This is a genomic window from Dysosmobacter sp. Sow4_B12, from assembly GCF_052116665.1.
Classification (GTDB): domain Bacteria; phylum Bacillota; class Clostridia; order Oscillospirales; family Oscillospiraceae; genus Oscillibacter.
This window is the reverse complement of sequence record NZ_JBQKKR010000007.1, coordinates 22,005-44,052: the sequence shown is the minus strand read 5'-3', so window position 1 is coordinate 44,052 and position 22,048 is coordinate 22,005. Positions and strand designations below refer to the sequence as shown.

Annotated in this window: 22 protein-coding genes, 1 pseudogene and 1 riboswitch; of the genes and pseudogenes, 13 read left to right on the top strand and 10 right to left on the bottom strand. The window is 61.6% G+C overall.

Translation table 11 applies throughout. The features are described 5' to 3' along the window. Positions 1-247 precede the first annotated feature (247 nt). Positions 248-802 (bottom strand): RNA polymerase sigma factor, encoded by a 555-nt coding sequence (locus ACTQ4R_RS08240; RefSeq protein ID WP_441627604.1) that lies wholly within the window; start codon positions 800-802, stop codon positions 248-250. Between the two features lie 504 nt (positions 803-1,306). Next, positions 1,307-2,221 carry a LysR family transcriptional regulator gene (locus tag ACTQ4R_RS08235; RefSeq protein ID WP_441627602.1) on the bottom strand — a complete coding sequence of 305 codons (915 nt, stop codon included), beginning with the start codon at positions 2,219-2,221 and terminating at the stop codon, positions 1,307-1,309. A 232-nt stretch (positions 2,222-2,453) separates the two neighbouring features. Between ACTQ4R_RS08235 and brnQ the strand changes: the two genes are divergently transcribed. From brnQ to ACTQ4R_RS08175, 12 genes are all read left to right on the top strand, one after another. Then, positions 2,454-3,743 carry a branched-chain amino acid transport system II carrier protein gene (gene brnQ, locus ACTQ4R_RS08230; protein WP_441627600.1) on the top strand — a complete coding sequence of 430 codons (1,290 nt, stop codon included), beginning with the start codon at positions 2,454-2,456 and terminating at the stop codon, positions 3,741-3,743. A gap of 44 nt (positions 3,744-3,787) precedes the next feature. Then, positions 3,788-4,987, top strand: coding sequence for a trans-sulfuration enzyme family protein (locus tag ACTQ4R_RS08225; RefSeq protein WP_441627598.1), 1,200 nt, complete (start codon positions 3,788-3,790; stop codon positions 4,985-4,987). A gap of 51 nt (positions 4,988-5,038) precedes the next feature. Then, positions 5,039-6,250, top strand: coding sequence for a trans-sulfuration enzyme family protein (locus tag ACTQ4R_RS08220; RefSeq protein ID WP_441627596.1), 1,212 nt, complete (start codon positions 5,039-5,041; stop codon positions 6,248-6,250). A gap of 240 nt (positions 6,251-6,490) precedes the next feature. Beyond that, a complete protein-coding gene (locus tag ACTQ4R_RS08215) occupies positions 6,491-8,398 on the top strand; it encodes an acyl-CoA dehydrogenase family protein (protein WP_441627594.1) in 1,908 nt (635 codons plus the stop codon). 28 nt (positions 8,399-8,426) lie between these two features. Then, the gene (locus tag ACTQ4R_RS08210) at positions 8,427-9,644 is read left to right on the top strand and encodes an FprA family A-type flavoprotein (RefSeq protein ID WP_441627592.1); all 1,218 of its coding nucleotides are present in this window, start codon (positions 8,427-8,429) and stop codon (positions 9,642-9,644) included. A 59-nt stretch (positions 9,645-9,703) separates the two neighbouring features. Further along, positions 9,704-9,898, top strand: a complete 195-nt coding sequence (locus tag ACTQ4R_RS08205; RefSeq protein WP_441627590.1) for a hypothetical protein — start codon at positions 9,704-9,706, stop codon at positions 9,896-9,898. Between the two features lie 179 nt (positions 9,899-10,077). Next, positions 10,078-10,247, top strand: a riboswitch (Lysine riboswitch). Positions 10,248-10,355: 108 nt separating this feature from the next. After that, a complete protein-coding gene (locus tag ACTQ4R_RS08200) occupies positions 10,356-11,210 on the top strand; it encodes a transporter substrate-binding domain-containing protein (protein WP_441627588.1) in 855 nt (284 codons plus the stop codon). Then, positions 11,210-12,418, top strand: a complete 1,209-nt coding sequence (locus ACTQ4R_RS08195) for an amino acid ABC transporter permease (protein WP_441627686.1) — start codon at positions 11,210-11,212, stop codon at positions 12,416-12,418. Before ACTQ4R_RS08200 ends, ACTQ4R_RS08195 begins: the two co-directional genes overlap by 1 nt. Positions 12,419-12,430: 12 nt before the next feature. Further along, positions 12,431-13,177, top strand: a complete 747-nt coding sequence (locus tag ACTQ4R_RS08190; protein ID WP_441627587.1) for an amino acid ABC transporter ATP-binding protein — start codon at positions 12,431-12,433, stop codon at positions 13,175-13,177. Continuing rightward, complete coding sequence (locus tag ACTQ4R_RS08185) at positions 13,174-14,577, top strand: M20/M25/M40 family metallo-hydrolase (protein WP_441627585.1); 1,404 nt, start codon at positions 13,174-13,176, stop codon at positions 14,575-14,577. Before ACTQ4R_RS08190 ends, ACTQ4R_RS08185 begins: the two co-directional genes overlap by 4 nt. A 207-nt stretch (positions 14,578-14,784) precedes the next feature. Next, positions 14,785-14,949, top strand: coding sequence for a hypothetical protein (locus tag ACTQ4R_RS08180; protein ID WP_441627583.1), 165 nt, complete (start codon positions 14,785-14,787; stop codon positions 14,947-14,949). Between the two features lie 152 nt (positions 14,950-15,101). Next, positions 15,102-15,935 carry a deoxyribonuclease IV gene (locus ACTQ4R_RS08175; RefSeq protein ID WP_441627581.1) on the top strand — a complete coding sequence of 278 codons (834 nt, stop codon included), beginning with the start codon at positions 15,102-15,104 and terminating at the stop codon, positions 15,933-15,935. Positions 15,936-15,979: 44 nt separating this feature from the next. Here the strand turns inward: ACTQ4R_RS08175 and argH are convergent, their stop codons facing one another. Together argH and megL are read right to left on the bottom strand one after the other, a co-directional pair. Next, positions 15,980-17,386, bottom strand: coding sequence for an argininosuccinate lyase (gene argH, locus ACTQ4R_RS08170; RefSeq protein ID WP_441627579.1), 1,407 nt, complete (start codon positions 17,384-17,386; stop codon positions 15,980-15,982). Positions 17,387-17,650: 264 nt separating this feature from the next. Then, a complete protein-coding gene (gene megL / locus ACTQ4R_RS08165) occupies positions 17,651-18,847 on the bottom strand; it encodes a methionine gamma-lyase (RefSeq protein ID WP_441627684.1) in 1,197 nt (398 codons plus the stop codon). 396 nt (positions 18,848-19,243) lie between these two features. On the opposite strand from megL, the gene ACTQ4R_RS08160 reads away from it, so the two are divergent. Beyond that, positions 19,244-19,414, top strand: a complete 171-nt coding sequence (locus ACTQ4R_RS08160; protein ID WP_441627577.1) for a hypothetical protein — start codon at positions 19,244-19,246, stop codon at positions 19,412-19,414. Positions 19,415-19,723: 309 nt separating this feature from the next. Here ACTQ4R_RS08160 and ACTQ4R_RS08155 read toward each other — a convergent pair whose 3' ends face one another. The 6 genes and pseudogenes from ACTQ4R_RS08155 to ACTQ4R_RS08130 all read right to left on the bottom strand — a co-directional run bounded on the left by ACTQ4R_RS08155 (position 19,724) and on the right by ACTQ4R_RS08130 (position 22,048). Beyond that, positions 19,724-20,224 (bottom strand): S1 RNA-binding domain-containing protein, encoded by a 501-nt coding sequence (locus ACTQ4R_RS08155; protein WP_441627575.1) that lies wholly within the window; start codon positions 20,222-20,224, stop codon positions 19,724-19,726. A 126-nt stretch (positions 20,225-20,350) separates the two neighbouring features. After that, entirely contained in the window at positions 20,351-20,653 is a 303-nt protein-coding gene (locus ACTQ4R_RS08150; RefSeq protein WP_441627573.1) for a septum formation initiator family protein, read from the bottom strand. A gap of 211 nt (positions 20,654-20,864) precedes the next feature. Beyond that, positions 20,865-21,116: pseudogene (yabQ, locus tag ACTQ4R_RS08145) on the bottom strand (spore cortex biosynthesis protein YabQ); the annotation flags it as partial. A 5-nt stretch (positions 21,117-21,121) separates the two neighbouring features. Next, positions 21,122-21,403, bottom strand: a complete 282-nt coding sequence (locus ACTQ4R_RS08140) for a YabP/YqfC family sporulation protein (protein ID WP_441627571.1) — start codon at positions 21,401-21,403, stop codon at positions 21,122-21,124. A 49-nt stretch (positions 21,404-21,452) separates the two neighbouring features. Beyond that, complete coding sequence (locus ACTQ4R_RS08135) at positions 21,453-21,698, bottom strand: RNA-binding S4 domain-containing protein (RefSeq protein WP_441627569.1); 246 nt, start codon at positions 21,696-21,698, stop codon at positions 21,453-21,455. 74 nt (positions 21,699-21,772) lie between these two features. After that, on the bottom strand, positions 21,773-22,048 hold the full coding sequence (locus ACTQ4R_RS08130; RefSeq protein WP_441627567.1) for an HU family DNA-binding protein: 276 nt from the start codon (positions 22,046-22,048) through the stop codon (positions 21,773-21,775).

The following is a 22,048-nucleotide window of genomic DNA, read 5'->3' as shown; positions in this document are numbered from 1 at the left end:
AAAGGCCATAAATCCCATGAGGATATAGCCCAATGCCGCGTGGCTTCCAACAAGGCTTGCCGCGCCGGAGGCGTGGTGCACTTCACCTCCGGGGATGCTCGCCGTCAATCCAGGCATAAACGAGCCGATTCCAACGACCAGGATCAGACAGGCCGCCATGCAGATCATATCCAATGCGCACTGTTTCCTCCTTTGCCGTTCCCGTTTGATTTCCGTCGTCCGCTTATGAATCAATCCAGCGCGTTCTTCATTCGTCCGCATAGGTAAATCCCTCCTGTTCCAGGATCGCTTTCAGACTTTGCTTTCCACGGTAGACCAGCTTTGTGATCTGCCCCTCGCTTTGATTCATAACCGTTGCCGCATGGCGGTAGCTCATACCCTCAAGGTAGACCAGATAAAGAGCTTCCCGGTATTCCACCTTCAATTTTTCAAGGGCGTCATAGAGCTGGCGGCTGCGCTCGCTGCGGGAAAGCTCCGTGTCAGCCGGCACGCCGCTCTGCGGCTCAAAGTCCAATTCGTCAAAGCGCAGAAAGCTGAGCCTGTGCTTTTTCCTGTGGCGCAAGGCGAGATTTCGCGCCGTTTTATACAGATACGCCTTAAACGCTCCCGCACCCGTGATCGGGCGCTCTTTTGCAAAAATCTGTGAAAACGCTTCGATCATCAAGTCCTCGGCTTCGTGCATATCTTTGAGATAGCCATTGATGTACAGCGTCAATGCATCGCCGTATTTTTCAACCAGCAGATCGGCGGCTTTTTGCTCTCCGTCAAGATACCGCCGGTATGCGGTTTCATCTGAGATCATGTTTGCCGTCTCCCTTCGTGTTTTTTATGCGGGGGATCAGAGGGCTTTTCCGTGTCCGCCGGGAACGCCCGAAGCGGGACGCGCCGGGAATGCGTCCCTCGGCACAGGATCGGCTGACACGCCGTTCCGCCACGCCCCAGCGAAATATAATTCGACATAATATATTATATACGAATATCCGAAGCTTCGCAAGCGCAGACGCGAAGGCGGGAAACGTCGGTGAAGAAACGGGAGCCAGAACGCGGCAAGCAAAGCTTGCTTTGGGAAAGACCTTCATGGAAGGCAGTCCGCGGAGATCCACTATACCGACATCGGTTATGTGGGCAACGCCGATGGCTCACAGCTCCGGCAGGAAAGCACAGCAGATGCCCCGGAAACAAAAAGGCCCCGGCAGGCATCGTAAATACGATGTTCTGCCGGGGTATCCCCAAAACGATTTGTTGCCCTTGTCAGCTGGGACCTTGATAGGTCCGGCGGCTTTTGCCGCTTGAGATGTGTCCGGTGTCACTGGTCCACGCTGAGAAGCTTCAGGTTTTCCACGAACTTTGCCGCCAGGGGGCTGGGCGTATAGGATTTCTGGCAGATCCAGCCGATGGAAATGGGCTGGTCAAAGCCCTCGATGGGGCGCTTTTCAATGCCCAGGGCCTTGTTGCTGGGGGCGATGACGCCGATGCCCAGGTCGTAGCCGCCGCAGGTGGTCATCACCTGGAGGCTCTGGTACAGGTCGCTGATGATGTTCACCTTCTGGGGATAAAAGTCCACCGCCAGAAACTCCTCGTGCAGGATGGAGGGGGCGTCGGCGTCCAGGGCGTACATGATGCAGGGGTAGGGCTCCAGGTCCTGAAAGGTGACGGAAGCCTTGACCGCCAGGGGATGGCTGTGGTGGATGAACACGGCGGGGGTGCTGGTGAACAGCTCGTGGAAGGCAAGGCCGCTGTCCTCAAACATACGGCTCATGAACTTGCGGTTGTGCTCTCCCACGAACAGCACGCCCAGCTCGCTCTCCCCGCTCACCACCTGCTGGATGACATCGGGGTTCTGCCCCAGGAGCAGCTTGTAGGTGTAAGAATCCATACTGCATGTTTGCTGCAGCATGGACAAAGCGTCGATGACAAAGCAGTAGTGCTGGCTGCTGACCCGCAGCTCCCCGTGGGTGCTGCGGATGTCCCGCTTGAAGTGCTGGGTGATCTGGTCCGCGTCCTTGAGGAGGCGGTTTCCCATTCGGACCAGCTCCTCTCCCTCCGCTGTCAGCGTGATGCCGGCGCTGGAGCGAACGAATATGGTGATCCCCAGCTCCTCCTCCACGGCGCGGACCATTTTGCTGATGCCGGGCTGGGTGACATAGAGGGACTGGGCGGCCTTGCTGAAGGAACCGCATTTCGCGATCATGGCGATGTATTTCAGCTGCAGCAGAGTCATAGCGTTGGACCTTCCTTTCCCTGGCTGCTTCTATCATAGCGGATTTCTTCCCAAAAATCACCCACTTTGGTAAAAAATTCAAAATACTCCGCCGCCGGACAGCATGAACGAAAAGTTATGCAGGCGAGAACGTTTGGTTATTGGACAAATGTCCATGAATCGCGTACAATAAGCACAGTAATCCTATGGAATAGATATGATTTTAGAAAGACGAGATTTTGGAGGGGAATTTATGAAAAAGAACATCAAGGCAACAGACGTTCTGTTTATCGGTCTGGCGTTCTTCGCCACCTACTTTGGCGCCGGCAACTTGATCTTCCCGCCGATGCTGGGCCTCAAGAGCGGCTCCAACTGGGCCGCGGGCATGATCGGCATGCTGGCCTCCGGCGTGGGCCTGCCCATCCTGGCCATCCTCATTTTGGGCAAATGCGGCTCCGTGCAGAAGATCTCCGAGCATGTACATAAAAAATTCTACACCGTGTTTATCGGCATGATCATGATCCTCTGCTGCTGCGTCTCCATTCCCAGAACAGCCGCCGTGGGCATTGAAATGGGCCTGCAGGGCGTCTGGGGCGGAGCACCCTACCTGGTTTCCGTTATCATTTACTTCTTGATCGCCTTTTTCTTCGCCAAGGACCGGGGCTCCGCCCTGGACAAGGTGGGCAAGATCCTGACCCCCGTCATGACGGTCATCCTGTTGATCCTGGTCATCAAGGGCGCCGTCAGCCCCATCGGCACGCCTGCCGAGCCGGCGGTGGACAACGCGTTTTTGAACAGCTTCCTGGGCGGTTACAGCACCGGCGACGTGCTGGTGTCCTTCTTGATGGCCACGGTGTTCTTCAGCACCATCCGCAACAAGGGCTATGAGGGCGAGCAGCTGAAAAAGGTGAACCTGGGCGCCGGCCTGGTGGCGGCGGCCTGCCTGGCCATTATCTACGGCGGCCTGCTGTTCATGGGCGCCTGCGTCAGCGGCGAGTTCTCCTCCGACATCGGCAACGCCGAGCTGCTTTTGACGGTCATCCGGCGCAGCGGCGGCCAGATCGCCATTTACGGCCTGTGCCTGTCCGTCATCCTGGCCTGCCTAACCACGGCCATCGGCCAGATCACCGCCGTGGCGGACTTCTTCGAGACCGAGACCCACGGCAAGCTGCCCTACAAGATCCTGGTCATCATCGTTCCCATCGTCACCACCGTGGTGGCCAGCTTCGGCCTGGACACCATCGTCAGTCTCACCTCCCCCTGGTTCTCCTTTACCTATCCCATCGCCCTGGTGCTGATGCTGCTGGGCATTTTTGAAAAGTTCATCCCCAATGACGGCGGCTTCAAGGGTGCCACTTATTTCACCGTGGTGTACGCTTTCCTGGACCTGCCCGCGGAGTACGGCGTGCACATCGGCGTGCTGGATAAGCTCCTGGGCCTGATCCCCCTGTACAATTATGGCTTTGGCTGGGTGGTTCCCGCCGTGGCCGGCTTCATCATCGGCCTCCTCGTCTATCCCCGTCTGGGCAAGGCGAACCAGTGAGCCGACGGAAGACAATATCTGATTAAAAAATGGAGGGGTTTTCTATGTCTGTGCAGAAAAGTGACGAGACCAAATATATCCACACCGGCAACGGCGAGCTGTGCTATGAGCTGAACAAGGCGCTGACGGTGCCGGAGACCTTCCCAATCTACCTTTCCTCCGCCTATATCTTCGACTCCATCGAGCCCATCGACAAGATCTGCGACGAGGGCGCCCCGGGCTACGCCTATTTCCGCCTGGGCAACCCCAACGCCGACGCGGTCTCCCGCATCCTGGCCGAGGGCGACGGGGCGGAAAAGGGCCTGGTGTTCGCCTCCGGTATGGCGGCCATCACCACCTCCATCCTGGCCGTGGTCAAGCCCGGCGACCACATCGTGGCCTCCCCCATCATCTACGGCGAGGCGTTTTACTTCTTGAAATACGAGCTCAAGCGCTGGGGGGTGGAGACCACCTTCATCGACTTCAACACCCAGGACGTGGCGGATTACATCCGGCCCAACACCACCCTGGTCTACGCCGAGACCATTGCCAATCCCTTGATGTCCGTGCCGGACATGCGGCACCTGGCGGACGTGGCCCACGCCAACGGCGCCAAGCTGTTCATTGACAACACCTTCGCCACCTCCATCATCGCAAAGCCCATAAAATTCGGCGCGGACCTGGTGCTGTACAGCGCCACGAAGTACCTGGGCGGCCATGACGATATCGTGGGCGGCGCGGCCCTGGGCTCCGAGGAACTCATCAAGAAGATCAGCTTCTACCTGGGCCTGTACGGCCCCAATCTGGGCGCCACGGAATCCTGGCTGCTGGCCCGCAGCCTGCGGACGCTGCCTCTGCGGGTGAAGAAGATGTCCGAAAACGCCATGGCTCTGGCGAAGTTCTTCGAGTCCCACCCCAAGGTGGAAAAGGTCTATTACCCCGGCCTGGACTCCTCTCCCAGCAAGGCGCTGGCGGACCGGCAGTTTGAGGGCAACGGCTACGGCGGCATGCTGTGCGTCAACTTCAAGGGCGGCATGGCGGAGATCAACAAGCTCATCCAGAACCTGCAGATCGTCCGCTTCGTGCCCACTCTGGCCGGCGTGGGCACCACGCTGACCTATCCCCCCAAGGCCTCCCACCGGGATCTGAACCCGGAGGAGCTGGCCGCCATCGGCATCACCATGGGCCAGATCCGCCTTTCCTCCGGCCTGGAGAACACGCAGGACCTGCTGGATGATTTTGAGCAGGCACTGGATAAGCTGTAAGCAATTGGAAAATAGCCTGCCCTTGGCTGAAAAGATCGGAGGTAAAAAACTATGAGCCAATTGAAACTGAAGCATCCCGAATTTGACCCTCAAAGCGTGAAGTTTGACACGGTGGAGGTCCACGGCGGCGAGCCCCGGGACATGTACGGCGCCCTGATCCCGCCTATTTACCAGACGTCCACCTTCTACTTTGACTCCACGGACGACGCCGTGGAGGCCTGTGCCGACTACGCTGAGAGCTTTGCTTACAGCCGCATCACCAACCCCTCCCAGGATTACCTGGAGCAGAAGCTGGCGGCGCTGGAGCACGGCAAGGGCGCCGTGGCTTACGCCTCCGGCATGGGCGCGGTGTCCGGCGCCCTGTTCGCTCTGCTGAAAAGCGGCGACCACGCCATTTTCACCAAGGCCAAGTACTCCGGCACGGAGGACATCACCACCGACTGGCTGCCCCGGTTCGGCATCGAGTACGACACCTTTGACGCCGCGGACCTCAGCCAGCTGGAGCCGCTGATCAAGCCCAACACGAAGCTCATCTACATTGAGACCCCCGCCAACCCTACCATGGTCCTGGTGGACATCCAGGCGGTGGTGGACATCGCCAAAAAGCACGGCTTGAAGGTGTTCGTGGACAACACCTTCGCCTCGCCCTACAACACGAATCCCCTGGATTTCGGCGTGGATGTGGTCATCCACAGCCTCACCAAGTACATCGGCGGACACGGCGACCTGCTGGGCGGTGCCGTGATCTCCAACGACGTGGATTTCCTCCGCCAGTGCCGCCTGGGCACGCTGATGCACTTCGGCTCCGTCATCGCCCCCTTCACCGCCTTTTTGGTGTGCCGGGGCATGAAGACCCTGGGCGTGAGAATGCGGCAGTACAATGAAAACGCGCTGAAGATCGCCCGGTGGCTGGAGAATAACCCCAAGATCGAGACCGTCCGCTATCCCATGCTGGAGTCCAATCCCCAGTATGAGATCGCCAAGCGCCAGATGCGCGGCGGCAGCGGCATGATCAGCTTTGACGTGGCCGGCGGCCTGGAGGCAGGCAAAAAGTTCATCAACAGCCTAAAGCTGTGCACCCTGGCGGTGTCCCTGGGCGACACGGAGACCCTGGTGGAGCAGGCGGCCGCCATGACCCACACCATGATCCCCAAGGAGACCCGGGAGGCCGCGGGCATCACCGACGGCATGATCCGCATGTCCGTGGGCCTGGAGGACCCGGACGACATCATTGCCGACCTCAAGCAGGCCCTGGGCGACTGAACATCACACCCCGGAGCGGGCGCGGACCCGCTTTCAAACGGAGGCGAAGAGGACACAATGGGGTGTCCTCTCCGCCTCCGCCGCGCTTGTTGCCCGCAGTGCGGCGCCGCTGCCAAAAAAATAAGGCACATGTTGCAGAAGCCACTATTTATTGACGCCGCTTTTTTGTATATTATGTATAAGAATACCAGCGCCGTAATCTGTGTATCACGGCGAAAAATACGAAAAGGAGGCAAAAATATGCTATACCAGACCACGGAAGCCCATGAGGCCCTGCGGGCCAAAGTTCGCGCTTTCGCAGAGGCCGAGATCAAACCCATCGCGTTCAAGCTGGACCAGGAAAATCTTTTCCCCACCGAGGCTGTGAAAAAGCTGGGAGAAATGGGCTTGATGGGCATTCCCTATGACCCCGAATACGGCGGCGCGGGACTGGATGTGCTCAGCTACGCCATCGCTGTGGAGGAGCTGGCCCGGGTGGACGGCGGTGCCGGCGTCATCCTGTCGGCCCACACGTCCCTGGGAACCTTCCCCATCGTCCAGTTCGGAACGGAGGAGCAGAAGAGGAAGTACCTGCCCGACCTGTGCTCCGGCCGGAAGGTGGGCGCCTTCGGCCTAACGGAGCCTAACGCCGGCTCCGACGCCGGCGGCACCGAGACCACCGCCGAGGACATGGGCGACCACTACCTCCTCAACGGCGAGAAGATCTTCATCACCAACGGCGGCGAGGCGGACACCTACGTGGTCTTTGCCGTCACCACGCCGGACATCGGCACCCGGGGCATCTCCGCTTTCATCGTGGAAAAGGGCTGGGAGGGCTTCACCTTCGGCGACCACTATGACAAAATGGGCATCCGCTCCTCCGCCACCTGCCAGCTGAAGTTCCACAACGTGAAGATCCCCAAGGAGAACCTGCTGGGCAAGGAGGGCCAGGGCTTCAAGATCGCCATGGCCACTCTGGACGGCGGCCGTATCGGCATTGCCGCCCAGGCGCTGGGCATCGCCCAGGGCGCCTACGAGGCCGCCGTGGAGTACTCCAAGGAGCGCGTCCAGTTTGGCCGGCCCATCTGCCAGCAGCAGTCCATCGCCTTTAAGATCGCCGACATGGCCACCAAGCTCCGCTGTGCCCGGCTGCTGGTGTACAGCGCCGCCGACCTCAAGCAGGCCCACGCCCCTTACGGCATGGAGTCCGCCATGGCCAAGCAGTACGCCTCCGACATCGCCCTGGAGGTCACCAACGACGCCCTCCAGATCTTCGGCGGCAGCGGCTACCTCAAGGGCATGGAGGTGGAGCGGTTCTACCGGGACGCCAAGATCACCACCATTTACGAGGGCACCAACGAGATCCAGCGGGTAGTCATCGCCTCCCACATCCTGGGCAAGGCCGGCAAGGCGGAAAGCGCCCCTGTCCAGAAGAAGGGCTCCGAGACCGGCGAGCGCAAAAAGCACATCTTCCAGGAGGGCTCCGCCCAGGAGCGGGTGGACGCCCTGGTGGCGGCGCTGAAGAAGGACGGCCACGACTTCACCGTGGGCATCCCCATGGACACCCCCATCTCCCAGGCGGAGCGGGTGGTCAGCGCCGGCAGGGGCATCGGCGCCAGAGAGAATATGAAGCTCATCGAGGACCTGGCCAAGGCCGCCGGCGCCGCCGTGGGCTCCAGCCGTCCCGTGGCCGAAACGCTGCAGTATGTTCCGCTGGAGCGCTATGTGGGCATGTCCGGCCAGAAGTTCAAGGGCAATTTGTACATCGCCTGCGGCATTTCCGGCGCGGGCCAGCACCTCAAGGGTATCAAGGACGCCTCCACCATCGTGGCCATCAACATCGACCCCGGCGCCCGCATCTTTAAAAACTGCGACTACGGCATCGTGGGCGACGTCATGGAGATCCTGCCGCTGCTCACCGCCGCTCTGGACACCGGCGAAAAGCTGCCGGCTCCGCCCATGAAGAAGATGAAGCGGGCCGCTCCCAAAAAGACCGCCCAACCCCGGAAGATCTACATCTGCAACGGCTGCGGCCACGAGTACGACCCCGCCGTGGGCGATCCGGAAAACGACATCAAGCCCGGCACTGCCTTCAAGGACCTGCCGGAGGGCTGGGTGTGCCCCCACTGCGGCGAGACGGCGGAGCAGTTCATCGAGATCGAAGTGTAAAAAAGCGGCCTGAAAAGGAGGTATTTGTATGCATAATGTCCGTAAAGTCACCGAGGGCCTGTATTGGGTAGGTGCCAACGACCACCGCCTGGCCCTGTTTGAAAATATCCATCCCCTGTACCACGGCGTCAGCTACAACGCCTATGTGCTGCTGGACGAAAAGACCGTCCTGTTCGATACGGCGGACTGGGCCGTGGGCCGGCAGTTCATCGAAAACATCCAGGCCGTGCTGGACGGCCGGCCTCTGGATTACCTGGTCATCAACCACGTGGAGCCGGACCACGCCGCCTCCATTGAGGAGATTTTGTTGCGCTGGCCGGAGGTGAAGGTCATCACCTCTCCCAAGGCGGTCATCCTGCTGCACCAGTTCGGCTTCTCCTTTGCCGAGGGGCAGATCGAGGAGGTCCGGGAGGGCGACACCCGGTGCTTCGGCAGCCACACCATCGCCTTTGTGGCCGCGCCCATGGTCCACTGGCCGGAGGCCATGGTGTCCTTCGACACCACCAACGGCGTCCTCTTCTCCGCCGACGCCTTCGGCTCCTTCCGGGCTCTGGACGGCAAACTCTTTGCCGACGAGTTCGACTTTGACGGCGAGTGGCTGGACGACGCCCGCCGGTATTACACCAACATCGTGGGCAAGTACGGCCCCCAGGTCCAGGCGCTGTTGAACAAGGCGGCCAAGCTGGTGGGTCTGGACAATATCAAGTATATCTGCCCCCTCCACGGTCCCGTGTGGAGGAAGGACCTGGGCTACATCATCGACAAGTATGTCCACTGGGCCACCTACGAGCCGGAGGAAAAGGGCGTCATGATCGTCTACGCCTCCATGTACGGCAACACGGAGCAGGCGGCGGAGGTGCTGGCGTCCAAGCTGGCGGACCGGGGCGTCACCAACACCCGGCTGTACGACGTGTCCAGCACCCATGTCAGCTATCTCATCAGCGACCTGTTCAAATACAGCCACCTGGTACTGGCCTCCGTCACCTATAACCTGGGCATCTTCCCGCCCATGCACAACTTCCTGGCGGACATGAAGGCGCTGAACCTCCAGAAGCGCACCTGCGCCATCGTGGAGAACGGCTCCTGGGCGCCCCGCTCCGGCGCGCTGATGCGCAAGGCACTGGAGGACTTGAAAAACATGACGATTCTGGATGACGGCGTCACCATGGCTTCCTCCCTGCAGCGGCAGAATCTGGCGGACATGGACGCTCTGGCGGATGCTTTGGCGGCCTCTGTCAAGGAATGACTTTTTGAAAAAGGAATGCGGGACGCAAAAGCGTCCCGCATTCCTTTTTTCACAGGTATTTGCCCGGATGGACGATTTTTCCCTCCAAAGCGGCGGCGGCCGCCGCGGCGGGACTTGCCAGGAAGGTCCTGGCCTGGGGACTGCCCATGCGGGAGCCGCTGCTGTTGAACATCGCCGTGGTGTGGCGCAAGGATGTGTTCATCACCCGGGAGGCCCGGCAGTTCATCCGCTTCATGAAGTCCCGCATTGCGTAGCAACGGGCCGGAATCAGCGGAAATGCCGCGGCGCCGGTTTTCGTTTTGCACAAAATTTTTGACCGCTATCGTCCGTTCTTTGCCCTTTTCTGAAAAATACTTTTTTTGCCTTGACATCTGTTTTCAGCGGTAGTATCTTTTTTCCAACAATTTCAAACCGTCTCTGGTCCTTTGACCGAGACAATGGTAGAGGCGCAGCGTACATCAGTACCCACCGCTTCCGGAGCAGGAACTCCGGGTGGGGAAAGGGTCCGCTGCCGAAGTGAAGGGCGCTTCCTGCGGCGCGCTTTGCTGGGCCGTCAGAGAACATCTGGCGGACTGTCACAGTATGTGGAGCGCTATCATTGGCCGAAGCCTTCTTCCGGGAGGCAATTTGTGTGTTTTCAACGCCAGCCATGGATGTTCCGCAACATCCATGGCTGTTATTTTTTCCCAAAGCAGAGAAAGGAAGAACGTTATGAACATGAAAAGAGTATTTGCCCTGCTGCTGACCCTGGCCATGGCGCTGAGCCTGGCCGCCTGCGGCGCCAAGAAGGAAGAGGCCCCCGCCGAAGCGGCCGAAGCTCCCGCCGAAGAACGCCGGCAGATCCGGGTGGGCATGGAGTGCGCCTACGCCCCCAACAACTGGCAGGAGGACACCGCCACGGACTTGAACGTGCCCATTGAGAACCTGCCCGGCTTCTACGCCGACGGCAACGATGTGCAGATCGCCCGCCACATCGCCGAGTATCTGGACGCCGACCTGGTGGTGGTGAAGCTGGCCTGGAGCGGCCTCATCGAGGCGCTGAACCAGGGCCAGATCGACATGATCATCGCCGGCATGGCGGACACCGAGGAGCGCCGCCAGTCCATCAACTTCAGTGAGCCCTATAAGACCACCGAGTACGGCCTCATGGTCAACGGCGACTCCGAGTACGCCGGCGCCACGTCCCTTTCCGACTTCGCCGGCGCCAGCGTCCTGGGCCAGAAGGACACCATGCTGGACACCGTCATCGACCAGATCGAGGGTGTCAACCACCTGCCCGCCGTGGACAGCGTGCCCAACCAGATCGCCCGCCTGGAGCAGCGGACCTGCGACGCCATTGTGGTGAACATGGAGAACACCCCCGGCTACCTTGCCACCAACCCCTCCTTCAAGGTCATCGAGTTCGCTGACGGCGAGGGCTTCACCCTGGGCTTCCGGGGCTCCTGCGTGGGCCTGCGGAAGGACGACACCGAGCTTCTGGACCAGGTGAACGCGGCTCTGGCGGAGCTCAGTGAGGAAGACCGGGCCGACATCCTGGCCGCCGCCAACGAGCGCCAGCCCAAGTGATGGCCATGAACAACACCCTCTCTTCCCTGTGTGCCATCCCCGGCGACGCCGCGGGATGGCTGCGGGGCCGGGTGTCCGCCCTGCGGCGCTTCGCCGGGGCGGACCACCCCTATGTCTATCTCTCCGGCAGCGCCTTGTCCCTGGCGGCGCTGCTGGTATACCTGTGCTCCCGGCGGTACGGCTTCTTTCTGAGCCGCACCGCTTTGGCCTGGGGCGCCCTGGCCCTGTGCGGCCTTTTCTGCCTGGTGTCTCTGGCGGCCCTCGTGAGCAAGCTGCGGCTGAAGCGCCGCTACCGCTCGCAGTCCCGCTTCTGCGCCCCCGCCGCCCGGCGGGCGGCCCGGTACGCCTCTTACGTTGTCTGGGCCGTGGCGGCCCTGGTGGCGGCGGACCGGCTCCATGTGCTGAGCCAGGTGGTTCGGGAGGTGACGGCCATGGACAGCAACCCCAGCCCCTTCTTCCAGGCCATGGTGTACATGTTCTACAACAGCCGCGCCCTGTTCCTGCGGGGCCTTTGGACTACGCTGCGGCTGGCCTTCTTCGGCACCATCTTCGGCTTTTTGCTGGCGGTGGGACTGGTGTTTCTCCGCATCCAGACGCCTAATAAGCGGGACCGGGACCATGTGAAGTTCGTGAAGATCCTGTGCAGTCGCTTCGCCGCCCTGTACGCCACCGTCATCCGGGGCACTCCCATGATGCTGCAGGCCTTTATCATCTATTACGCGGGCTTCAGCCTGTTCACCGCCCACACGGACCTCTCTGTCACGGAGATCAACAACGTCTGGAGCTTCTTCATCGCGGGCCTCACCACGGTGTCCTTAAACTCCGCCGCTTACCTGTCCGAGGTGCTGCGAGGCGGCGTGGAGTCCATCGACGCCGGCCAGACGGAGGCGGCCCGGTCCCTGGGCATGAGCCCCTGGATGACCATGATGAAGGTGGTGTTCCCACAGGCACTGAAAAACTCCATCCCCGCCATCGGCAATGAGATGATCATCAACATCAAGGACTCCTCCGTGCTCAACTGCATCGGCGTGGTGGAGCTGATGTACGCGGCCACCAGCGTCGCGGGCATCTACTATAAGAACCTGCCCAACTACGTCTCCGCCGCCATCATCTACCTCATCATGACCTGCTGCATCAGCGCCCTTTTGAATTACCTTTCCGCCCGCCTCAGCCTCAATACCTACCGGGGCGTGCCCAGTTCCAATTAAGGAGGTCAGACCATGGAACCGATTCTTTCCATCCGGGGACTGGAGAAGTCCTTCGGCCCCCTAAAGGTCCTCAAGGGCATCGACCTGGACGTGCAGAAGGGTGAGGTGGTGTGCATCATCGGCGCCTCCGGCTCCGGCAAATCCACCCTGCTGCGGTGCTTGAACCTGCTGGAGGAGCCGGACAGCGGCCACATCTGGTTCGGCGGCCAGGACTTGACGGACCTGTACGCCGACCTGGACTGCCTGCGCCAGCGCATCGGCATGGTGTTCCAGAGCTTCAACCTGTTCAACAACAAAAATGTGCTGGACAACTGCACCCTGGCCCCCATCTCCGTCAAGCACATCCCCCGCGCCCAGGCGGAGGAGACCGCCATCCGGCACTTGAAGGCCGTGGGCCTGGGGGACTTTGTCCACGCGGATTCCCGCCGCCTCTCCGGCGGCCAGAAGCAGCGGGTGGCCATCGCCCGGGCGCTGTGCATGGAGCCGGAGATCATGCTCTTTGACGAGCCCACCTCCGCCCTGGACCCGGAGATCGTGGGTGAGGTGCTGGATGTCATGAAGAACCTGGCCAAGGAGGGCATGACCATGGTGGTGGTCACCCACGAGATGGCCTTTGCCAAGGAGGTCAGTGACCGGGTGGTGTTCATGGACCAGGGCGTCATCCTGGAGCAGGGCGCTCCGGCGGAGGTGTTCGGCCATCCCAAGGAGGCCCGCACCCGGGAATTTTTGAGCCGCTATCTGGAGGACAAAGGCATATGAGAGACATTCTGGATTTTTTCGCCCACGAGGACGATTTCCCCGACCTGGACAGCGCCGGCGCCGCGGAGCGGCTGAGCCGGGCCGTCCAGTGCCGCACCGTCAATTACGCGGACCACAGCCTCACCGACTTCGGCGAGTTTGACAAGCTCCACGCCCTCATCCGGGACAGCTACCCCCACGTCATGGCCGCCGGCACCTTTGAGGTCATCGGCCACCACAGCCTGCTCATCACCCTGCCCGGCAGCGACCCGGCCCTGCGGCCGTGCCTGTTCATGTCCCACCAGGACGTGGTGCCGGTGGTGGAGGGCACAGAGGACGACTGGACCCACCCTGCCTTCTCCGGCGCCATTGCCGGCGGCTACATCTGGGGCCGGGGCACTCTGGACATCAAAAACCAGGTGTTCGGCTGTTTGGAGGCGGCGGAGTACCTGCTCTCCCACGGCAAGACCTTTGCCCGGACGGTGTATCTCTCCTTCGGCGACGACGAGGAGACGCTGAACCTGGGCGCCCGGGCCTTGGCGGAGACCCTGCAAGGCCGGGGCGTGACGCTGGAGTTCGTGCTGGACGAGGGCGGCGGCAAGATCGAAAGCGGCGCCCCCTACGGCGCGCCGGACACGTACCTCTCTCCCGTGGACCTCATGGAAAAGGGCTACGCGGACCTGGAGCTGTCCGTGAAGAGCCGGGGAGGACACTCCAGCCGGCCCTTCGGCGGCACCTCCCTGGGCCATTTGAGCCAGGCCATCGCCCGCATCGTGGAAAACCCCTTCCCGGTGAAGCTGACGCCGGTGATGGTGGGCGCCTTCCGGGCCCTGGCCCCTTACATCACCGAGGAGCCCCTAAAGTCCCTGGCGGAGGATGTGGAGGGCAACGCCGGCGCCATCGCGGCCATCTGTGCCCAGCGGCGGGAGCTGTTCCCCTTCGTCACCACCACCATCGCCCCCACCGTCATCCGGGGCAGCAGCGCCGCCTGCAACGTTATGCCCCAGGATATGAGTGCCGTGGTGAACTTCCGCATCGCCGAGGGGGAGACCGTGGAGGAGCTCCTGGCCCATGTCCGTGCCGCCATCGGCGACGAGACGGTGTCCTTGCGGTTCCTGCAGGCCAACGACCCCTCCGCCACCGCCCGCACCGACGGCTATGGCTACGCCAAGCTGACGGAGGCCATGGGCCGGTATTTCCGGGACGTGGTGTTTGTGCCCTCCCTCACCGCCGGCGCCACTGACGCCCACCACTATGAGATCATCTGCGACACCTGCCTGCGGTGCAGCCCCTTCATGGCCCCGCCGGAGGATGTGGCCCGGGGCGTCCACGGCACGGACGAACGGATCTCCCTGCGGTCCTACGCCCAGGGCATCCGGGTGCTCATCCATCTGATGGACATTGCCGCCATTGCCCCTTGAGCATTCGCAGCGCCTTCGGAGAAATCCTCCGAAGGCGTTTTTTCGACGGAGAAGGGGTTTGTTCCCGCTGGATTGCCAGAAATTTTCCCTTTCTGGCAAATTACAGGGACGCTCGACAGATTCCGGCAGAATATCTCTTTCATTTTGTGTATGATAGGAGCATCACATCCAACATCTTGTGCCATTTTCAGAAAGGATGGACTCCATATGCAAATCATTTCCAAAGAGTATTCCCTGCTGTTCAATGCCGTGACCGATGCGGAGGAGACCCTGGCGCAGCTGCGCCAAATGCTCATAGACGCCCAGCGCCGGGCGGAGGAACTTTATCTGGACCAAGGGGAAGACGGCACCGCCCTCCGGGAGCCCCACTGATTCATTGCCCACCGGCACCGCCGGCGGGCAATGTTTTCTCCGCTGACGCGTTGCATCCCGCTTTCCGGTGGGGTACAATATCCTTGCATGCCGCGCTGTTCCGGCGCGGCTGCGCATGCTATTTGATTTTATTTCATGTAAGGAGAACCACTATGCTGCACATTGGCTGTCACCTGTCCTCATCCAAGGGCTTTTTGGCCATGGGCCGGCAGGCCCTGGCGCTGGGGGCGGACACCTTTCAGTTTTTCACCCGGAATCCCCGGGGCAGCAAGGCCAAGGAGCTGGACCCGTCTGACGCGGCGGCTCTTATGGATCTTCTGGCGGAGCACCGCTTCGCCCCCATCATTGCCCACGCGCCCTATACCTTGAACCTGTGCGGGGCGGAGGAGAAGAACCGCGCCTTCGCCCGGGACACCATGGCGGATGACCTTGTCCGCCTGGAGCACCTGCCGGGCCAGTATTATAATTTCCATCCCGGCAGCCATGTGGGCCAGGGGACGGAAACGGGCATTGCCCTCATCGCCGATGCCCTCAACGCCATCCTGCGGCCGGACCAGACCACCACCGTCCTGCTGGAGACCATGGCCGGCAAGGGCAGCGAGGTGGGCGGACGGTTCGAGGAGCTGCGGGAGATCCTGGACCGGGTGGAGCTCAGCGGCAAAATGGGCGTGTGTCTGGATACCTGCCATGTCTCCGACGCCGGTTACGACATCTCCGGCGACCTGGACGGGGTGCTGACAGAGTTTGACCGGATCATCGGCCTGGACCGGCTGAAGGCCATTCATCTCAATGACAGTAAAAACCCCATCGGCGCCCGGAAGGACCGCCACGAGCGCATCGGCTTTGGCTGCATCGGCCTGGAGGCCTTGACCCGGGTGGTCCGGCACCCGGCTCTGCGGGACCTGCCCTTCTGCCTGGAGACCCCCAACGAGCTGCCGGGCTATGCCGGGGAGATCGCCCTCCTGCGCCGCCAGGCGGAATTGTAAAACAAAAAAACGCCTCTGCCGCGGCAGAGGCGTTTTTTTGCAGGTCACTTGTTCGCGTTCTCTTCCGAAGCGGCCAGACCGTCCAGCCACGCCCGGCCCACGGCGATCTGCCGCCGCACCTCCGTGGGAGCGGTGCCGCCGAAAGACACGCGGGCGTCCACGCAGGCGCGGATGCTGATGTCGCCCAGGGATTCCCTGGTGACGCGGCTGTCGATGGCTTGCAGGTCCTCCGTTGTCAGGTCCTGGAGGGCACAGCCCTTGTGCTCGCAGGCCTTCACCATGCGGCCCACGATGGAGTGGGCCTCCCGGAAGGGGGTGCCCTGCTTGGCAAGGTGCTCGGCAATGTCGGTGGCGTTCAAAAAACCCTTGTCCAGCTGCTTTTCGATCTGGTCCATGCGGAACTCCGTCTTGTCCAGCATTTTGGTAAAGATGTCGATGCAGGCCTTCCAGGTGTCCACGGCGTCGAACAGGCTCTCCTTGTCCTCCTGGAAATCCTTGTTGTAGGCCAGGGGCGTGCCCTTCATGACCGTCAGCAGCTGCATGAGGTCGCCGTACACCCGGCCCACCTTGCCCCGGATGAGCTCCGCCATGTCCGGGTTTTTCTTCTGGGGCATGATGCTGCTGCCGGTGCAGAAGCTGTCGTCAATGGCAATGTAGGAAAACTCTGAGGAGTTCCACCAGGCGAATTCCTCCGCCCAGCGGGACAGGTGCATCATGGAAATGGAGGCGTCACTGAGGAATTCCAGGCTGTAATCCCGGTCACTGACGGCGTCCATGGCGTTTTCACAGGGGGCGGCGAAGCCCAGCAGCTGGCTGGTGAAGTGGCGGTCGATGGGCATGGTGGTCCCCGCCAGGGCGCAGGCGCCCAGGGGGTTATAGTCCATCCGGGCCAGGGTCTGGGACAGCCGCTCAATGTCCCGGCGGAACATCTGGAAATAGGCCATGAACACGAAGCCCAACGTGATGGGCTGGGCGTGCTGGAGGTGGGTAAAGCCCACGGTGATCTTGTCGGCGTAGGCCTCCGCCTTGTCCAAAATGACGCGCTCCAGGCGGCAGAGACTGTTCAAAATCTCGCCGATCTCCTTTTTCAGGTACAGGCGGCCGTCCACCTGGCACTGGTCGTTGCGGCTGCGGGCGGTGTGCAGCTTTTTGCCCACGTCGCCGATGCGGGCGATGAGGCGGCTCTCCACACCCATGTGGATGTCCTCGTCTTCCACGGTGAAAACGATCTTCCCCGCGGCGATGTCCGCCCGGATGCCCTCAAGACCGGCAATGATCTGGTCCCGCTCCGCCTCCGTGACGATGCCCTGCTTGGCCAGCATCGTCACGTGGGCGATGCTGCCGTCAATATCCTCGTTGTACATCCGTTGGTCAAAAAAGATGGACGCGTTGAAATGTTTTACCAGGTCGTCCATGTCCTTTTCAAATCTGCCGCCCCATAAGCTTGCCATGGCTGTTCTTCTCCTTTATCGGTTCTCATTCCGGTGGAATGTGATCTGTCGATTTGACGTTTGCAGGCGGTTGATGCCTGATATGAATAATAATACGATATATACCGGAAAACGTCAATAATTTATTCATATTTTTTGAAATTTATGCATTGCGACGGGCGCGCCTCCGCAAACGCGGCCCTGGGCTGTGCATAAAACGAAGGAAGCGGGAGAACGCGCGGCGCGTCCTCCCGCTTCCTTCGTTAAGGGGGGAAAAGCAAACACTTACAGCTGGGCAAAGGCCTGCTGGAAGTCGGCGATGATGTCCTCGGGGTTCTCCAGGCCCACGGAGATGCGGACCAGGCCCTCGGGGATGCCCGCCTCCTTCAGCTCCTCGGGGGAGTAGGCGGAGTGGGTCATGGAAGCCGGGTGCTGTACCAGGGTCTCCGCGTCGCCCAGGGACACGGCGATGGTGGACAGCTTCAAAGAATTCACCAGCTTCATGCCGGCGGCCTTGCCGCCCTTGACCTCAATGGAGATCATGGCGCCGAAGTCCTTCATCTGCTTCTTGGCCACCTGGTGGTTGGGGTGGGACTCCAGGCCGGGGAAGTACACCTTCTCCACCTTGGGCTCGGCGGCCAGATACGCCGCCAGCTTCCGGGCGTTGTCGCAGTGGCGCTGCATCCGGATCTCAAAGGTCTTGAGGCCCCGCAGGATGAGGAATGCCTCCTGGGGACCCAGCACGGCGCCGGTCATGTCCTTGAGGCCGAACATCTTCACCTGGGTGATGAACTCCTTGGAGCCGGCCACAAAGCCCGCAACCACGTCTCCGTGGCCGTTGATGTACTTGGTGGCGCTGTGGACCACCACGTCGGCGCCCAGGGCCAGGGGCTGCTGGAGATAAGGGGTGGCGAAGGTGTTGTCCACCACCACCTTGATGTCCTGGTTGTAGGCGTGGGTCAGCTCCGCGATGGCCTGGATGTCGGCGATCTTCAGATTGGGGTTGGCGGGAGTCTCCAGGTACACGGCCACGGTGTTCTCCTTCAGAGCCTTGCGGACCTCCTCGGGGTCGGAGGAGTCCACAAAGGTGACCTCCACGCCGTAGCGGGTCATGCCGTGGCTCAGCAGGGCGAAGGTGCAGCCGTACAGGGTGCCGTCGGCCACGATGTGCTTGCCGGCACCGGCGAGGGTCCAGAGGGTGGCGGAGATGGCGCCCATGCCGGAGCCTGCGGCGGCGGCAGCCTCGGTGCCCTCCAGCCCCGCGACCTTTTCCTCGGCCAGAACGGTGGTGGGGTTGCCCAGACGGGTGTAGATGTAACCGTCGCTCTCGCCGGCGAAGCACCGGCCGCCCTCCTCGCAGGTGTCAAAATAGAAGGTGGAGGTCTGGTAGATGGGCATGCCCAGGGAGTGGTAGCCCCGGTCCTTCGTTTCACCGCCGTGGATGACCTTGGTGCCGAAGCCGTTTCCAATATTGTGAGACATGATGAAGACCCTCATCAAGCTCCAGATGCTGCTGCAATTCAAGCTGGAAAACGTCCGGGAGCTGGCGCCCTGCTGCACCACCACCAGCACCACGACCACGACGACCACCACCTCCACCACCTCTACCTCCACCACCACGACCAAGTGCCGCCGGGGCTGCTGCCTCATGGGGACCGGGCGGGGCTGCGTGGAAAACTGCAGAGATCCCTTCCGGGGCCGGGGCGTCTGCCTGCATGTCTTTCTTCCGTGGGAGGACAGCCGGGACCGTAATGTGCGATATACCGTGGGCAGCGAGCGGGATGGACTGTATTTCTGCGCCTCCGGCCGGGAGGTGCGTCCCACCTGCCCGGACCGGGCGGGAGAGCCGCTGCTGCTGCGGGGCACAGGCTGCCTGGTGTGCGGGCCTGCGGCGGCAGGGAAATTGAAGAGCCGGTGGCCTATTCGCTGTCTGTCCGGGAGGAGCCGGAGGGGCGCCTTTCCATCCGCATGCGCCTGCGGACATCCAAATTTTCCCATGACAGCGGGCCGGTGCGGATGCATGGCCTGCGGATGGGGGAGTGCCGGTGAGCCGCCGGGGGAACGCGCAAAAACAGGGCGCCGCTTTCGCGGCGCCCTGTTAAGTGCTTGCGGGCTTGGGGCGAACAGAGGCGCTGCCCTTTGTTCGCCCAGGGTATTATCGCTCACTGATCAGCCAGCTGTCCTGGAAAATCAGATCGTCTACATCCCGGTTGTCTTTCATCTTGATATCCTCCTTCGCAGTTGCTTACCTGCCAGTATATGCGCCGGAGGCGGAAAAATTGCACGGAAACGTGCGGCAGGAGAAAAAGTTTTCAAAAAGAAACGCGCACCGGAAGGCCCTTCCGGTGCGCTGGTGCGTTATTTGCGTCTGCGGCCGCCGCCCCGCTTGCCGTCGATGCTGCGGTTGAGGTCAGCCATCTTGCCCTCGGAGGAGGTCAAAAACTGCTTGAGCTTGTCCTCAAAGGATTGGTCCCCGGAGGGGGGCAGCGGCTGCTGGCGGGAGGCGAAAGCGGGCCGGCTCTGCTGGGGAGTGGGCCGGGCTGCGCCGCCGGCAGGCCGGGGGGACGCGGGCCGGGCACCGCCGTTCATGCCGGGACGGGGCCCCCGGGGGGCCGGGCGTTCCTGGGGCGGCAGCGCCTTTTTAATGGAAAGATTGATCTTTCCGTTCTCTGCGGACAGGACCAGCACCTTGACGGTCTGTCCCTCCTGCAGAAAGTCATGTACGTCGTTGACAAAGCTGTTGGCGATCTCCGAGATATGTACCAAACCGGACTTCCCACTGTCCAGGGCGACGAACGCGCCAAATTTGGTGATCGAAGTCACCTTGCCTTCTACAATGCTCCCAACCTGAGGCTCCATACGGTATTTTGTTTCTCCTTCCGGTGATTTTCCGCGGCCGTCGAGCCGGACGCGGCATGAAAATAAAAAGGGCCGGTGCTGGCGCAAGCGGGGGAGCGGAACGCCACCCTCGTCGCCCGGCACCGGTCAATTGCTCGTATCGTAAAACACACGCTCGCCAGGATAGACAAGTCCCAGCTCCTGCCGGGCGATCTCCTCCATCTTCTCCTGGGTCCCGCCCTGGGCGATGTCCGCCGACAGAGCGTCATTCTCCAGCTGCTTTTCCTGGACCTTTTCGGCCAGGGCGGCCTTTTCCGCCTGGGCGGCGCGGACCTGTCCCTGGAGGCTGAACAGCTGCCAGCCGATGCCGGCCAGAAGCAGAAGGACCAGCAGCTTGGTCAGAAGGCTGGCGCGGGCGTGCTGCTTTTTTGTTTTTGCTGCCTTTGCCACAGGACCTGCCTCCCTTGCCATGAAACACTTTGTGTCCATTTTTTATTATTGTATAGCATTTCCCCGCAAAATAAAAGAGATTTTTTCCGCGGAGCGCTATTTTTTTGCAAAAATTTTCGGCCCAGTGGAGGGGCAGGGACATCAGATGCAGAAAAAAGGCCACCGTATCCACCCAAAAATCCCACAGGGGACGCAGCAGCGGGGACAGCAGGCAAAAAAACAGCACCGCGCCTCCCAGGGCGCCCAGCACCACATACCCCCGCAGCAGGCCGTCCGCCCGGCGGAGGGTGAAGAAAAACAGCCCGGTGCCCACGGCCAGGCAGTACAGGGTGTCCCACAGGGCGGTGGAGCGGGGCAGCCGCAGCCGGAAAGAGCGCAGCAGGTCGTACAGCAGTCCCGCCGTCAGACCCAGCAGCACCGACTGGCCGAACAGGGCCAGCTGCCGGGAGATCTGGATCTCCATGGGCCTTATCCGAACAGCCGGCGGAGGAAGCCGCCCTGCTCCCGGCCGCCCTCTTCGTAGGTGACGGAGTCGATGCGGCCGTCCACATGGAGCTCGCCGCCGTCCAAAGAGAGCTTTCCGATGTGCAGGTCCTCGCCGGTGACCACCAGCACGCCGGCGGAGGTGGACATGACGATGCCGCTCTCGTCGAACCGCTCCACGTCCTCCACCCCGGAGACGGTGAGCTTTTCCCGGCCCACCAGCTCCAGCCGGTGGCCGGCGGCGGGCATATCAGTATAATCGTTCATTTCATCGTCCCTCCCCTGTCCCCATCATATGGGCGGGCGGGGCGAAATATTACCGGCCGACCTCCCGGTACAGCGTGACGGCGTCGGCCTGCTTCACGGTCTCCTGCACGGACACCACCTCCACGGTCAGCGTCCGCTGGCCGAAGGACAGGGTGATCCGGTCGCCCACCTTCACGTCGTAGCTGGCCCGGGCGGGCTTGCCGTTGACGCTGATGAGGCCGTTGTCACAGGCCTCGTTGGCCACGGTCCGCCGCTTGATGAGCCGGGAGACCTTCAAAAATTTATCCAAACGCATGAAATGACCTCCAAACAAGGACTGCCGGCACATCGTGCCGGCAGCTCCTTTTCATGATAGGCAAACGCCCGCTCTCACTTGGAGATGCTGTCCTTCAGAGCCTTGCCGGCCTTGAACACGGGCACCACGGAAGCGGGGATCTCAATGGACTCCTTAGTCTTGGGGTTGCGGCCGATGCGGGCGGCGCGCTTCTTCACCTCAAAGGAGCCAAAGCCCACCAGCTGGACCTTCTCGCCTTCCTTCAAGGCGGCGGTAATAGCGTCCAGGGTGGCGGAGACGACCGCCTCGGCCTCCTTCTTGGAGACATCCGCGGAGACGGCGACAGCATTGATGAGTTCGGCTTTGTTCAT